Raw genomic sequence first — 14,128 nt, forward strand, 5'->3', positions numbered from 1 at the left:
AGAATATCATGCATCCGTCCCTATAGAGATCAATGATCATTGCGATAACCAGGCTTCCGGAGAAGGCAGGCAGGGATCGGGCTACCTGTGAGCAATACGGCCATTCCTGCCGGATTGTCTCGCCTCTGGCTGCAGATGTCTATGACAACCAGATCCAGGCGTTTGTGCTGGAGGCAAACCGCGGCGCCTTCGACTGCATCTTCTTCACCAGCGCGCTTCCTGCCGAGCGGATTGCCCCGCTGCTCGAAACAGATGCCCGGATCATCGCAATCGGACCCCAGACTGCCCGGATGCTGGAGAAGGAAGGGCTGAAGGTCGAAACGCTCCCCACATACTATTCCCGGGATTTTGTTCCCTACCTCGGCGACTGGATTGAGGGGAAGGCGATCGGCATTCCCCGTGCCGATGTCCCAAACCCCACCCTCATTCAGGGCATTGAAGATGCCGGAGGCACGGCATATGAGTACCGGTGCTATGGGCTTGTTCCGACGCATACACCACTTGACACAGATGGGGCAGATGCGATCCTCTTTACAAGCGCAAACTCGTTTCTGATGGCTGTCTGGGAGAAGAATGCAGATATCATCCCGATTGCAATCGGGGATATCACCGCAGACGCAATGCGGAAAGGGGGAGTGGAGCCGGCGGTTATCGGTGACGGATCACTTGCCGGAACCCTTGAAGCACTGAATACCTACCTGAGAGTGAAGAGATCATGACCGGAAAGAAGCAGACCACCATACAGTCAGGAATCATCATCATCGATAAGCCGCCCGGCCCCACCAGCCACGAGGTTGCCGCCTGGGTGCGGGATATCCTCGGTGTCAGCACCGGGCAGGGGGGCACCCTTGACCCGATGGTCTCCGGCATCCTGATCGTGATGCTTGGAAAGGCTGCCAAGATCGCAGAGCATCTCCTCGCCCATGATAAGGAGTACATCTGCCTCCTGAAGCTGCATGGCGATGTAGCCGAAGACGAGATCCGGGAGGTGGTCAGCAGCTTCTGTGGCAGGGTCTATCAGCGCCCCCCACGCCGGAGTGCTGTGAAGCGGGCGCTCCGTATCAGGACACTCCATGAGATCGAGGTGCTGGATATCGAAGGGCGGCTTGTCCTCTTCCGGGTGCGGTGCGAGGCAGGCACCTACATCAGGACACTCTGCGTCCATATCGGCCTCGCACTCGGAGTGCGGGGGCAGATGGTCGAGCTCCGGCGCACCCTCTCGGGAGGATTCGGAGAAGCAGATGCACATACCCTCCATGAACTTGCAGACGCAAAAGCCGCAGCAGATGAAGGGGATCCAGAACCGCTTAAGCAGATGATCCTCCCGGTGGAGCGGGCAGTTGCCGATCTTCCATCGATTACCATCAGGAGTTCTGCCGTTGATGCGATATGCCGGGGCGCACAGCTTGCAGGCGCCGGGGTTCTCTCCTGCAAAACATTTGCAAAAGGGGACACGGTTGCGCTGATGACCGAAGCGGGCGAATGTATCGGCCTTGGCACCGCCCGTATTCCGTCAGAGAAATGCGTGCCAGGGAAAAAAGGCTTTGTTGCACGCCCAAAATCGATCCTGATGGAGCCCGGCAGGTACCCCCGGGGCTGGAAGAAGAAGAGCAGGATTAAGTAATACCCGGAACAATTAATTTACTGCATCTTTTGCTGAGGTAGTCTAGCGGAAAGGCGCGAGGCTGGAAACCTCGTGAGGCGTTTGTCTCTCGGGAGTTCAAATCTCCCCCTCAGCGTTTTGAAATCACTTTTCTGTACAACCTGATCATTCATTCATTATTCACGATCCCCCGCCCTTTCTCAGCCAGATATACTGTTTCTCTAACTCAAGGTATGATACCTTAGGAGAGGAGGAAGACTGCTAAGTCAGGTTAGATTGACTTACATGGCTTTGTGGCATCTGACATACTCCCACGACTAAAGTCGTGGGGTTCTGACGTTGCTTAGGCATTCTTCAAGCATTGCGTCGTGGGGTATCAGTGCTCCCATCGTGTACATCTCTTTCTGTACATGATCAATCATGTTTTTTTGACGGAGTGCGATATTGAATGCCGCATTCACATCAGCATGATCAACGTGCCCGCAGATCGGACACTTAAACTCCTTTCCTCGCCGTTGACCTCTTCCATCACACCGAGAGCAATCTTGCGAGGTGTATGCTGGATCAATGTAGAGGACAGGAACGCCGAGCAGCTTGGCTTTGTATTCCACAAACTGTTGTAGTTGATAAAACGACCAACTGTGCAGGGCGTATTTGAACGAACGGTGTTGTTTCCTCGTCTTGCGGATACCGGTCAGATCCTCAAATACGAGTGCTGCGTCTTGATCCTTTGCCATATCGACAACCTTGCGGCTAATTTTATGGTTCAGATCCTTGACGATACGGGACTCACGATCTTTGATCGCTTTCAGTTTGCGGAACTTTCCCTGCTTCTGAAGGCGTTTTCTGATCACGGAGTATTTTCGGTGCGTGTGGATTGCCTTCTTACCAAGTTTCTCGATCTTTCCGGTATCAGGATTCGCTGCTACCGCCACATGCCCCGTAGTGTTCCGATCAACCCCGATAAACTGTCGAGGTATCATATCCGGTTCTTCCAAGACGGTACATGATACATAGGCGTAGTTGGCATCAATCTCAATCTGATTAACCTTCTCGAACTCTGGAAACTGGTAGTTGAGAGTCAATTTCAACGGGACAACCCGGATTGTTCGAGTATCTCGATCCACTTTGATTGACTGTCCCGGTACAACCAGATTGACGTTCCGTACTCGCTTGATTGTCTTCTGGCTTCCATACTTCTTGAGGATCTGGTTTGAGATGGCTGATTTTAATCCAATCTCTTTGACTGCAGCGGACGAACGGCATTTCGGATTTCTAACTGCAAACTCCGCTACAGCAAACGCTTTCTTTAATTCATCGCTGAAATCGCGGTTGTGCCGGAGTTTGTAGGTTAAGATCATGTTAATTCCGCTTCTGGTCTTCGATATATTTTTTCACAACATCTTCAGAGATGTGTCCGCATGATTCAACATAGTAGCTACGAGTCCACAATGACGGCAAACGAGTTCTCAATATCTCGAACTCCTGTCGGAGTGTCCTTGATGTATACCCTTTGAACTGCTGTACGATCCAGTGTGGACTTGCAGTAGGTTTTGTTTTGACAAACAAATGGAGGTGATCGGGCATTATCTCCATTGTTTCGATGACAACTCCGATCTCATCTGCCTTCTCCCTGAGAAGAACTTCTAACCTGTCAGATACCGGAGATTCGAGAACTTTACGTCGATATTTAGGGCACCATATGATATGGTATCCGATGTTGTATACCGTTGTATCTGAGTGCGTCCACCGTTCTTTTGCCATCCATATAATAATATGGGTGGATAATAGATATTGTTTGTGGTTGGCATTGACGCATTCATCCCACGACTAAAGTCGTGGGCTTTCTGCTGCTATGATCGTAAGTCATGCCTGGTTGCGTTAGAGAGAGCAGTAGTCGTCTAAGTCAACATAGGTTGACTTACAAGACACTTTATAGCATTACACATTGAAATACCACATATGGGAAAATATTCCGATAATCGGGCAGGGGTTTTCGTCCGCCAGAAAGGCGGATATGAAGCCTTTATCCCCCATTCTTTACCCCCCGGGGATCTGGTTTTCGATGAGGGACTTCTCTATCTGTTATCGAAAGCCGACGGAGCTCTGGCCCGCCTTGACGGAGTCACCCAGGTACTCCCAAACCCCGATCTCTTCGTGGCGATGTACATCAAGAAAGAGGCATTGTTAAGTTCCCAGATCGAGGGAACGCAGGCATCACTTCAGGGAGTTCTTGAATTCGAAGCCCATATGCGGCCAAAAGACGACATCAACGAGATACAGGAAGTATTGAATTACATAAAAGCACTTCATCATGGTATAGAGAAACTGGAGTTCTCGCCACTCACTCTGGATCTGATCAATGAGATTCATCGCTTTTTAATTCACGGAACACGGGGATCGCATAAACTTCCGGGTCAGCTACGGCATGTTCAGAACTGGATCGGTCTACCGGGAGGGACGATTCAGGATGCGGTATTTGTTCCTCCTCCACCAGAGCAGGTCCCAGAATTAATGCAGGATCTTGAACGTTTTATCCAGAACGATGATAAAACGCCGAGGCTGATCAAGGCCGCTCTCATTCACGCCCAATTGGAAACAATCCATCCATATCTGGATGGTAACGGAAGAATGGGCCGTTTGATGATCACGTTTTACCTCTGCTCAAAAGGTGTTCTGGCAAGGCCATTGTTGTATCTTAGTTATTACCTGAAGAGATATCGGGAGGATTACTATACACTCCTTAATGGTATCCGGTATCAGGGGAATTGGGAAGCATGGCTGGCTTTCTTCCTTCAGGGAGTCATTGACGTATCTAATAACTCTATTGAAACAGCAAAGAAAATTATCCAGCTCAAGGAGACGCTGATTGAAAGGTTGCTGGAGAACAATATCGGCGGCGTGCATGCGGTAAAGCTGATCGATACACTCTTTGATCGCCCGATCATCACGATCGGGCAGGTGACAGAGGAGTTACGAATAAGCCGCCAGTCTGCAACCAATCTCGTGGGGAAATTTGAGAAAATTGGAATACTGGAAGAGATTACCGGGAAAGAACGATATAAGCAGTATATGTTTGTGGACTATGTCAGGATAATCGAGGAGGGAACACGGATATAACTCTATTTTGGACAACAAGATCCTGCCCGTAGATATGAATCCGGATCGGAACATTTTCAGGCAGAATCCTGAGAGAGGGTCTTTGAATATCTAAAAATGATATGTGATCGGGAACGCAATTATCACATTTACATCACATTTTCTGGAGAGAAATGTGAGCGAATTGTGACATAATCATTTGGGGAGTTATTTCTGCTCTCTCTCGTCCAAAGTTAGCTCCCATTCCCCTAAAAAACTTTAAACCTTATCCTGACTCCCCACAGGAGTGATTCATTTTGTTCTCCCCTGCACCATCCCCTTCACCTGCTCCCCATCCTCAGTCAGCCGGTAGATGATCCATGTGCCGGACTGCCCCCCCGCGATCAGGCCTGCTTTCTTCAGGATGGAGAGATGGTATGAAAGCCTGGAATCTGAGATTTCGAGAACAGAGCGGATCACACAGACACAGAGTGGCTGTACTGCTAGCAGGGCAAGAATTTTCAGCCTGAAAGGGTCAGCCAGGGCACGGAAGAGGGAGGCGGCAGCCCGGGCTTCATCATCCTCAGGCAGATGGGAAACAAGCCCCCCAAGGCCCCCTGAAGCGTTGAGGGATGCTTCGACCTCCGGCGGAATGCCACATCCCTTTCCAGGCACAGCCACACCACTGCACTCGTCTTTCGGTACGCCTGCCATACTTCAAATGAATATGAAATACCATCAGATAAGCATTTCGAGCGGGTATGAGTTAAGGGAACGCTGATGCCAGCCACAGATATTTCAACATATGTTGAAATAGAAGCCTTTTTATTTCAGAACGACCGATATGATTTCAAGAGGTTTTGAAATAATGAGTTCGTCCATTCCATTCAAACGTAATGTTGCGAACCCCAGACCTCCCGGAGAAAGACAGGATATGATTCAGAGGATGCATTCAGCCAGGAGAAAACCATGATTGACCTCTTCATCGGCTCCCTTATGATGGGATGGACGACACTCGCAGAATACCTCGCTGAGCATGTCGTCACCTGCCTCATCCCGGCGTTCTTCATCGCCGGAGGAATCGCCGCCTTCATCAGAAAGGATGCCATTCTGAAGTACTTCAGCCCGGATGCGCCGAAAAAGATCGCGTACGGGATTGCATCAGTTTCAGGCACTGTCCTTGCCGTCTGCTCCTGCACCATCCTTCCGATGTTCGCAGGCCTCTTCAAGCGGGGAAGCGGGATTGGGCCTGCCATCACCTTCGTCTATGCAGGACCGGCGATCAACATCCTGGCAATTGTGTATACCGCAAAAGTGCTCGGCTTTGATCTCGGCCTTGCACGGGCCGCCTTTGCGATCATTCTTGCTATTGCAATCGGCCTGATCATGGCAGCGCTCTTCAGATCAGATGATGACGCAACAAAGAAGAAGATGGCGGCGATGCCACCGGCACCCGCATCTGAGGAGGAACGGCCTCAGTGGATCGTCCCACTCTTCTTCATCCTCTTAATCGGCATCCTGATCACAGGTACAGCACAGATTGACTGGATGATCAAGTTCCCGATAATCTATGCCCTCACTCTCGGGGTGGCATATCTTCTGATATACTTCTTCCAGAGAGACGAAGTGACCGAGTGGGGATGGGAGACATGGGATCTCACAAAGAAGATCTTTCCGATCCTCCTCATCGGAACATTTGCCCTCGGGATGCTCGCCTTCTTCCTCCCCCCGGAGACTTTCGCGCCATTCTTCGGGACGAACACACTTCAATCGAACCTGCTTGCCTCATTCGTCGGTACCATCCTCTATATGCCGACACTCCTTGAGGTGCCGGTGATCGGAACGACATTCGGATACACATCAGGAGTGATGGCGGGGGGGCCGGCACTTGCCCTCCTTCTTTCAGGACCTAGCGTCAGCCTGCCGTCGCTCCTCGTCATCTCACGGATAATGGGGATGAAGAAGACTATCGTCTATGCAATCCTTGTGATCGTCTTCTCGGCCCTTGCAGGGTTTACCTATGGACTTATTATCGGGTGAAGAGAGATGGCAGAGATGAAAAAGCCATGCTGTGCGGCTGAGGCGATGCGAAGGATCAGGCAGATCGATGTTGGCGGCATAAACGTCGGGCTTACGATGCTTGATGATGCAATTCATGAGGTGGCTCGGATGAACCTTATCAAAGATGAAGAGATTGCAGACGAACTGATGAAAAGATTGAGAATATACAATTATATCCCAAAGTCCGCAGAACAGCAGTACCGCTCTGCAACTTTAAGAGAATACACACACGAGGTTACATTATGAAGATTGAAGTCCTTGGAACCGGATGCATGAAATGTAAACGCCTTGCAAAGAATGTCGAAAAAGCAGTCGCTGAACTCAGCATATCAGCAGACATTGTTAAGGTAGAGGATATCACCGCGATCATGGAGCGGGATGTGATGCTGACACCCGCACTTATGATTGATGGAGAACTGAAGATCTCCGGACGGGTTGCCGATGTGGCTGAATTAAAAGAACTCCTCGGAGGTGCGTAAGAATGGCAGAACAGCCGACCTGTTCATGTGGAACGACTGATGAACTGACCGTTAAACGGATCATCTTCCCCTGCGCGGGAGTTGCAAATGTCGGCCAGATCACAAACGCCGCCGCCATCCAGCTCACTGAAGAGGGGTACGGCGGGGCTGCCTGCGTGGCACTCCTTGCCACCGGGGCAGACGGCCTCCTGAAGAATATCGAATCAGCAGATGAGATACTCATCCTTGACGGCTGTCCTGTTCAGTGTGCAAAAACAATTGCAGAAGACCAGAAGATACCCATCAACCAGCATATCATCGTAACCGATCTCGGCATCATAAAAGCCGGATCCAGGGAGTATACCGATGACGATGTAGAGATGATCGTCTCTGCTGCCTGGGAAGGGAAAGGGCGAATCTGAACAAATCCTATAGAAATACATATTCTCCCAACAATACTGCCAGGTTGATCACTATGAAGAGGATACTCTTTGTCTGTACCCATAACGCAGGCCGCTCCCAGATGGCTGAGGGGTATGTAAATGCAACGTATAGCGACCGCTACACTGCATTCTCTGCCGGATCAGAGCCGGCTGGTGAGGTGAACCCGCTCGTAATAAAGGCGATGCAGGAGATCGGAGTCGACATCTCGAATGCAAAACCGAAGCTGATCGATGAGTTCGATGGTATCGGGATGGATCTGCTCGTCACCCTCTGTGACTCCGGCACCTGCCCACTCTTCCCCTGGGCAAAGGAGACGATTCACCAGACCTTCCCCGATCCAAAGGCGATCTCCGGGACTGAGGAAGAACGCCTCGCTGCCATACGGGCGATCCGCGATGCAATCACCGGCTGGATCGATCAAACACTTGGACAGGCATAGGAATGGCATATACCATCATCACCTGCTCCGGGATCTCAAATACCGGGAAACTCACCACCAGGTGTGCGATGAACCTCCACCGGATATGCGCTGGCGAGATCGACTGCTGCATCCCGGCAACACGGGAGAGAGAAGCAATCGATGAGGCACTCCGGGATGCAGAAGAACTCCTCATAATCGACGGATGCAGCGACTGCTGTGCACTGAAGAAGATTCAGCATTCCAGGCGACACCCGGATCACCATATCATCGCAACCGAATGTGGGATTGTTAAAAATGGGATGGAAGAGCCGCATTTTTCAGAGATAGAAGAGCTCACCGGGACCATAGTAAAGAGACTACGATCAAAAAGGGGATGACCAATCAACCTCTTTACGGCAGACCTATTTTACAATCATTACCGGGCAGGCGGCATGCTGTGCCACCTTCTGGCTGACACTCCCAAGGACAGCCCCTTTCAGTGAGCCAAGCCCCCGGCTCCCCATGACGATCAGCCCGGCTTTTGTCTTCTCTGCAATCTTGATGATCTCTAGTGCCGGGGCACCCATACTCACCTCAAGGGTATAGGCAGTTCCGGAGTTTTTGATATAGTCGAGTGTCTGCCCGGCAACCGCATGAGCATCCTCGATGAGAAGGGTATGGACATCAAAATCCGCCTTCATGATGCGTGACTGGGAGGGCGGATTGGGCGAGGCATAGACAACCACCAGTGAAGCACCGTCGATTTCCCTGACAAGCCCACAGGCAGACTCGGCTGCACGCCTCGCATTCTCTGATCCATCTATTGCAAGCAGTATCGTTTTAAACATCATTCCTCCGGGCGGGTATCAGGCAGGCCATAGTGTGCAGAATATCAGAACTCCATGTGGTACCTCAAGGAACTCGAGTCCATAAAACCATGTCGGAGCACAATATTTTCATAAATCAGGATACCTTAAAATGGAGAGATAACCATATGAAATGAACCCCCTCAATCAACAGATACACATGATCTGTCAGAAATTACTGATCAAAAACAAGAGGATATCCAGTGAATTTGAACAATACCCTTTCTTTTAACGCGCTGAAAAAAACCTGGCTCTCGAATATCCGGGGCGATACGCTTGCTGGTATGACGGTTGCACTGGCCCTCATCCCCGAGGCGATCGCCTTCTCCATCATCGCCGGTGTCGACCCGATGGTCGGTCTGTACGCTTCATTCTGTATTGCCGTTGTCATCGCCTTTGCAGGCGGAAGGCCCGGGATGATCTCAGGAGCAACCGGGGCAATGGCCCTTGTTATGGTGATCCTTGTCCGGGATTTTGGACTTGAGTACCTCCTCGCCGCCACCATCCTGACCGGGATATTGCAACTGGCACTGGGATTTCTTAATGTCGGGCGGCTTGTGAAGTTCATCCCCTATTCTGTCGTCCTTGGGTTCATCAACGCACTCGCTATCCTCATCTTCATCTCCCAGATCCCGTTCCTCATCGGGGTATCCCTTGCAGTCTACATTCTCGTTGCGATCACAATAGCGATCATCCTCATCCTTCCAAGACTCACAAAAGCAGTTCCTCCGGCACTCGTCGCAATCATCGTCGCCACGGTGATTGCAGTTCTCCTGAAACTTGACATGCTCACCGTCGGTGGTATGGGTGAGATCACCCAATCGCTCCCGCTCTTCCACCTGCCAGAAATACCGCTCACCCTTGAGACGCTGCTGATCATCCTCCCCTACTCAATAACCCTCGTCATCGTCGGGCTGCTCGAATCCCTCCTCACCGCCTCGATCGTCGATGAAATGACCGATACACCAAGTGATAAAGACAGGGAAGTTCGCGGACAGGGGCTTGCAAACTGTGTTGCCGGCTTCTTCGGAGGGATGGCAGGATGTGCAATGATCGGGCAATCGATGATCAATATCAAATCAGGTGCAACCGGCAGGCTCTCATCGCTTGTGGCAGGCGTATTCCTGATAATCCTCATCATCGTCTTTGGGGATATCGTCTCGATCATCCCGATGGCAGCACTCGTCGGCGTCATGATCGTCGTTGCCTTCAGCACCTTCGAATGGGATTCGATCAAAACCATCCATAAGATACCCCGTGGCGATGCCGCTGTTATGATCGTCACTGTCGCCATCGTCGTCTATACCCATGATCTGGCAAAAGGAGTTATTTCCGGAGTAATTCTTGCCCTCCTCATCTTCGGGTGGAAGATCTCGGTCATCTCGGCAACCTCGACCATCAGGAAGGATGGCGTAAAGGTGTACCTGATGAAAGGCCAGCTCTTCTTCGGCACCATGTCGGCGTTTATGGATCTCTTCGACTACACAAATGACCCGGAGAAGATTGAGATAGACTTCTCGAATTCACATATCTGGGACCAGTCCGGGGTTGAAGCGATCACGCGGGTGATCCACCGGTACCAGCAGCAGGGAAAATCAGTTTATGTGATCGGACTGAACCCGGAGAGCCAGGAGACACTCGATCGCGGTTTCTCCTGAGCCGGGCAGGGCTGCGGACTGACCTCCCCACCCGCCATCAGGGAAACATTTGATGCCACCCAAAACAGATCAGGTATCATGGTTGAGATACGCATTGCCAGCTGGGAGAGCAGGCTTTTTGCATGGATCATCGATATCATCCTCATATACGCCCTGGTCGCAGTCATAGAATCAACAATATCCACCCTTACCGGGTGGAGTCCTCAGGTTTTTGCACTTGCCCTGCCTGTTCTTGCCGGCTTATCTGTCCCGTTTGCATCCAACACCGTGCTATTGTTCCTGTACTGGACGATCATGGAAGGGACAAACGGCCAGTCTGTCGGGAAGATGGTCTTGAACCTCAGGCTCACCGATCGAGCCGGTGACGCAGCGGGCATTCCAAAAGCAGCACTTTCAGCATTTGGAAAGGCATTCCTCCTCCCCCTTGACTGCCTGATCGGGTGGTTTGCAATGGAGAAGAGCGGCCTTAGGCTCTTCAACCGCCTCTCGGATACAATCGTGATCAGATGCGATTACACGCCGCCGGACGGTGTCACCTATATCCATGAAGACGACTGATTCAAGTGGTTTTAGGAGAAAGAGAATCAGCATGCAGGGGAGAACAATCACCTACTCAAAGAACGTCTTCCTTCCGCTGACATCAGTCTGCCATAACCGCTGCGGCTACTGTTCTTTCAGAAAGCCTGTTGGAGACGGCTGCCTTATGGCTCCGGAAGAGGTCCGAGAGATACTCAGGCTGGGTGCTGAGGCAGGCTGTACCGAGGCGCTCTTCACCTTCGGCGAGCGGCCGGGCGAGGAGGAAGGATTCGAACGCTACCTGAGCGAGATTGGCTATGGCGACATCCTTGACTACTGCTTTGACCTCTGCAGGGAGGCACTTGCACTCGGCCTCCTTCCCCACACAAACGCAGGCATCATGACCGCTGACGAGCTTGCCCGCTTCAGGACGGTGAATGCAAGCATGGGACTGATGCTTGAGACTACAGCAAGAATACCTGCGCATGCCAATTCACCGGGAAAAGATCCTGATGTGAGAATCCGGATGCTCGAAGATGCAGGACGGCTGAAGATCCCCTTCACAACAGGGCTTCTGGTTGGGATCGGAGAGACATCAGCAGATCGAAGAGAATCTCTTGGAACAATAGCTTCAATTCACCGGAGTTATGGCCATATCCAGGAAGTGATCATCCAGAACTTCTGCCCAAAACCCGGCACCCCGATGGGCGAAGACGGAACTGTCACAAAGGAAGAGTTTGCAGAGACAATCCGGATGGCGCGCGCGATCCTTCCAGAGGATGTGAGTGTTCAGATACCACCAAACCTTGCGGATGCCCGGTATTTCCTGAAATGCGGAGTAAATGACCTCGGCGGCGTCTCCCCGGTGACCGTCGACTACATCAACCCGGAACATCCGTGGCCGGAGATCGAGCGGCTCAAGGAGATTGCAGCCGGATATACGCTCCGGGAGCGGCTCTGCATCTATCCCCGGTACATCAAAAGAGGGTGGTTCGATCCGGCACTCGCACCACTTATCATGCAGCTTGACAAACAGGTACAGGAGTATCACCTATGACCCAGGGCGACATTCTCTACAGTGGAAAGGCTAAGACCATCTTCCTCTCTGAAAAGCCAGACGAATTGATCGTTTCATTTCGTGACGATATCACGGCATTTGACGGCGGCAAGAAGGATCAGCTGGAAGGCAAGGGCGCCTCGAACGCCGGTGTTTCGGCATTCATCTTCGGGCTCCTTGAAGAAGCCGGAGTTAAAACTCATTTCATCCGGATGGAAGATCCAATAACGATGCGGGTCCGGAAACTCACGATGATCCCGCTTGAGGTGATCGTCAGGAACCGTGCCGCCGGATCAATTGTCAGGAACTATCCCTTCACCGAGGGGCAGTACTTTAACCCGCCTGTCGTCGTCACCGACTATAAGGATGATACGCGGCATGATCCGATGATTAATGACGATATCATCGTTGCACTCGGCCTCCTCACCCATGAGGAGATTGCCGCTGTGAAGGCATCCGCCCTGAAGGTGAATGAGGTAATGAGGGCATTCTTTGATGGAATCGGCCTTGATCTCGTTGATTTCAAGATCGAGTACGGCAGGTATGGCGATACCATCATCCTCGGCGATGAGATCAGCATGGATTCGATGAGGCTCTGGGAGAAAGGCACCATGAAATCCATGGACAAGGATGTCTACAGGTTTGAGAAAGGGGATGTCATGGAGGCATACCGCGCCGTATCGGCCAGGATAACCGGGAGTAAGGGGCTATGAAATTCGAGGTTGTCATTACAATCAGCTTAAAGGAAGGGATGTTGAACCCCGAGGCAGAGGCCATCCAGCGTGCAATTGCACATCTTGGCTTTGGAGTAGACCACCTCCGGAAGAGAGACCAGTACAGGATCACCCTTGATGCCGTTGATAAGCAGGAGGCCGAAAAGATTGCCGGATCCATCTGTGAACGGCTCCTTGCAAACCCGGTGATCCACACATACGAGATTGAGGTCATCTGATGCGGGCGGCGGTCATCCAGTTCGGGGGGAGCAACTGTGACCGTGACGTCGTGCATGTGATCGAAGAGGTCTGTGGTGCCGACGCCGATCTGGTCTGGTATAAGGATGGGTTGAATAGAGCTTACGACGCCATAGTCCTCCCGGGAGGTTTCAGTTATGGCGACTATCTCCGAGCAGGTGCAATCGCTGCCCGGACACCGATCATGGCTGATATCATCAAGGCAGCTGAAAAAGGATGCCTCGTCCTTGGGATCTGCAACGGAGCGCAGATCGCAGCTGAAAGCGGCCTGATCCCCGGTGTCTTCACCATCAATGCCTATCCGAAGTTCCTCTGCAAGCCGGCATATCTCAGGGTTGAGAATACCACCTCCCCCTTCACCCGGCTCTATTCCGAAGGCGAGGTTGTGAGGTTCCCGATTGCCCACAAGGAAGGCCGCTACATCATCCCGGCAGAGGAACTGAAACGGCTTGAAAAGGAGAAGAGAATCGCATTCCGGTTCTGCGACGAGGCCGGAAACGTGACCGCATCTTCAAACCCAAATGGCGCCACCGGCAATATCACCGGCGTCCTCTCGGAGAAGGAGAATGTCCTTGTCATGATGCCGCATCCCGAGCGGGCAGCTGAAGAGATCCTGGGATCAGCTGACGGGAAGAAGATCTTCGATTCGATGATTGCTTATGTGGAAGAGTCCTAGGAGATCGTAAGCATGGATGAACTTGAAGCTGCCCGGCTGATCCGGGACTGGGTAAAACGATATGCGGCAGAGAATAATCTGAAACTCAATTCCGATCCCAAACAGCTTGACGCGGTCATCAGGGGGCTTGCCCGCAGGATGGTCAGGAATGGCGAGCGGTACTGCCCATGCAGGGTTATGAGCGGGGATCCCGATGTGGATAAACAGATCATCTGCCCCTGCATCTACCATAAGGATGAGATTGAGAGGGACGGGCACTGCCACTGCAATCTCTTCTTCAGGGAATGATATCAGGCATTCCCTCTACCACTTTTATTTTATTTCTGAGAAGATACCTGCC

General features: G+C 51.7%; 20 protein-coding genes and 1 tRNA gene. 17 read left to right on the forward strand and 4 right to left on the reverse strand.

The genetic code is table 11. The features are described from left to right. The first annotated feature begins 32 nt into the window (after window positions 1-32). The 3 genes from ACYUBO_RS09880 to ACYUBO_RS09890 all read left to right on the forward strand — a co-directional run bounded on the left by ACYUBO_RS09880 (window position 33) and on the right by ACYUBO_RS09890 (window position 1,739). Window positions 33-719 (forward strand): uroporphyrinogen-III synthase, encoded by a 687-nt coding sequence (locus ACYUBO_RS09880; RefSeq protein WP_300334046.1) that lies wholly within the window; start codon window positions 33-35, stop codon window positions 717-719. Continuing rightward, complete coding sequence (locus tag ACYUBO_RS09885) at window positions 716-1,624, forward strand: RNA-guided pseudouridylation complex pseudouridine synthase subunit Cbf5 (protein WP_460373993.1); 909 nt, start codon at window positions 716-718, stop codon at window positions 1,622-1,624. The genes ACYUBO_RS09880 and ACYUBO_RS09885 overlap by 4 nt, the downstream gene beginning before the upstream one ends. Before the next feature lie 31 nt (window positions 1,625-1,655). Then, window positions 1,656-1,739 (forward strand) — tRNA-Ser (locus tag ACYUBO_RS09890). A 181-nt stretch (window positions 1,740-1,920) separates the two neighbouring features. On the opposite strand, the gene ACYUBO_RS09895 is transcribed toward ACYUBO_RS09890, so the two are convergent. After that, on the reverse strand, window positions 1,921-2,964 hold the full coding sequence (locus tag ACYUBO_RS09895; RefSeq protein ID WP_460373995.1) for an RNA-guided endonuclease InsQ/TnpB family protein: 1,044 nt from the start codon (window positions 2,962-2,964) through the stop codon (window positions 1,921-1,923). A 1-nt stretch (window position 2,965) separates the two neighbouring features. After that, window positions 2,966-3,367, reverse strand: a complete 402-nt coding sequence (tnpA, locus tag ACYUBO_RS09900; RefSeq protein ID WP_460373997.1) for an IS200/IS605 family transposase — start codon at window positions 3,365-3,367, stop codon at window positions 2,966-2,968. Window positions 3,368-3,565: 198 nt separating this feature from the next. On the opposite strand from tnpA, the gene ACYUBO_RS09905 reads away from it, so the two are divergent. Further along, the gene (locus tag ACYUBO_RS09905) at window positions 3,566-4,723 is read left to right on the forward strand and encodes a Fic family protein (RefSeq protein ID WP_460373998.1); all 1,158 of its coding nucleotides are present in this window, start codon (window positions 3,566-3,568) and stop codon (window positions 4,721-4,723) included. 270 nt (window positions 4,724-4,993) lie between these two features. Here ACYUBO_RS09905 and ACYUBO_RS09910 read toward each other — a convergent pair whose 3' ends face one another. Next, complete coding sequence (locus tag ACYUBO_RS09910) at window positions 4,994-5,395, reverse strand: ArsR/SmtB family transcription factor (protein ID WP_460374000.1); 402 nt, start codon at window positions 5,393-5,395, stop codon at window positions 4,994-4,996. A gap of 255 nt (window positions 5,396-5,650) precedes the next feature. On the opposite strand from ACYUBO_RS09910, the gene ACYUBO_RS09915 reads away from it, so the two are divergent. The 6 genes from ACYUBO_RS09915 to ACYUBO_RS09940 are packed head-to-tail and all read left to right on the forward strand — an operon-like array spanning window position 5,651 to window position 8,442. Next, window positions 5,651-6,721: a permease gene (locus tag ACYUBO_RS09915; protein ID WP_460374002.1), complete on the forward strand. Its 1,071-nt coding sequence runs from the start codon at window positions 5,651-5,653 to the stop codon at window positions 6,719-6,721. Between the two features lie 6 nt (window positions 6,722-6,727). Further along, window positions 6,728-6,988, forward strand: coding sequence for a hypothetical protein (locus tag ACYUBO_RS09920; protein ID WP_460374005.1), 261 nt, complete (start codon window positions 6,728-6,730; stop codon window positions 6,986-6,988). Then, a complete protein-coding gene (locus tag ACYUBO_RS09925) occupies window positions 6,985-7,221 on the forward strand; it encodes a thioredoxin family protein (protein WP_460374006.1) in 237 nt (78 codons plus the stop codon). The genes ACYUBO_RS09920 and ACYUBO_RS09925 overlap by 4 nt, the downstream gene beginning before the upstream one ends. A 2-nt stretch (window positions 7,222-7,223) precedes the next feature. Beyond that, window positions 7,224-7,622, forward strand: coding sequence for a putative zinc-binding protein (locus ACYUBO_RS09930; RefSeq protein WP_460374008.1), 399 nt, complete (start codon window positions 7,224-7,226; stop codon window positions 7,620-7,622). Between the two features lie 53 nt (window positions 7,623-7,675). Then, a complete protein-coding gene (locus ACYUBO_RS09935; protein ID WP_460374010.1) occupies window positions 7,676-8,083 on the forward strand; it encodes an arsenate reductase ArsC in 408 nt (135 codons plus the stop codon). A gap of 2 nt (window positions 8,084-8,085) precedes the next feature. Continuing rightward, entirely contained in the window at window positions 8,086-8,442 is a 357-nt protein-coding gene (locus tag ACYUBO_RS09940) for a putative zinc-binding protein (protein ID WP_460374012.1), read from the forward strand. A gap of 24 nt (window positions 8,443-8,466) precedes the next feature. On the opposite strand, the gene ACYUBO_RS09945 is transcribed toward ACYUBO_RS09940, so the two are convergent. Continuing rightward, entirely contained in the window at window positions 8,467-8,895 is a 429-nt protein-coding gene (locus ACYUBO_RS09945) for a universal stress protein (RefSeq protein WP_460374015.1), read from the reverse strand. Window positions 8,896-9,113: 218 nt separating this feature from the next. Between ACYUBO_RS09945 and ACYUBO_RS09950 the strand changes: the two genes are divergently transcribed. The 7 genes from ACYUBO_RS09950 to ACYUBO_RS09980 all read left to right on the forward strand — a co-directional run bounded on the left by ACYUBO_RS09950 (window position 9,114) and on the right by ACYUBO_RS09980 (window position 14,076). Then, window positions 9,114-10,568 (forward strand): SulP family inorganic anion transporter, encoded by a 1,455-nt coding sequence (locus tag ACYUBO_RS09950; protein WP_460374018.1) that lies wholly within the window; start codon window positions 9,114-9,116, stop codon window positions 10,566-10,568. A 78-nt stretch (window positions 10,569-10,646) separates the two neighbouring features. Further along, entirely contained in the window at window positions 10,647-11,126 is a 480-nt protein-coding gene (locus tag ACYUBO_RS09955) for an RDD family protein (RefSeq protein ID WP_460374021.1), read from the forward strand. 31 nt (window positions 11,127-11,157) lie between these two features. Next, entirely contained in the window at window positions 11,158-12,141 is a 984-nt protein-coding gene (gene cofG, locus ACYUBO_RS09960) for a 7,8-didemethyl-8-hydroxy-5-deazariboflavin synthase CofG (protein WP_460374783.1), read from the forward strand. Next, window positions 12,138-12,854, forward strand: coding sequence for a phosphoribosylaminoimidazolesuccinocarboxamide synthase (purC, locus tag ACYUBO_RS09965; protein WP_300329980.1), 717 nt, complete (start codon window positions 12,138-12,140; stop codon window positions 12,852-12,854). The genes cofG and purC overlap by 4 nt, the downstream gene beginning before the upstream one ends. Next, a complete protein-coding gene (purS, locus tag ACYUBO_RS09970; protein ID WP_300329977.1) occupies window positions 12,851-13,093 on the forward strand; it encodes a phosphoribosylformylglycinamidine synthase subunit PurS in 243 nt (80 codons plus the stop codon). The genes purC and purS overlap by 4 nt, the downstream gene beginning before the upstream one ends. Beyond that, on the forward strand, window positions 13,093-13,788 hold the full coding sequence (gene purQ / locus ACYUBO_RS09975) for a phosphoribosylformylglycinamidine synthase I (protein WP_460374023.1): 696 nt from the start codon (window positions 13,093-13,095) through the stop codon (window positions 13,786-13,788). Before purS ends, purQ begins: the two co-directional genes overlap by 1 nt. 12 nt (window positions 13,789-13,800) lie before the next feature. Then, window positions 13,801-14,076, forward strand: a complete 276-nt coding sequence (locus ACYUBO_RS09980) for a ferredoxin-thioredoxin reductase catalytic domain-containing protein (RefSeq protein WP_300329969.1) — start codon at window positions 13,801-13,803, stop codon at window positions 14,074-14,076. Window positions 14,077-14,128: the final 52 nt, after the last annotated feature.

The organism is Methanocalculus sp. MC3, from assembly GCF_054767395.1.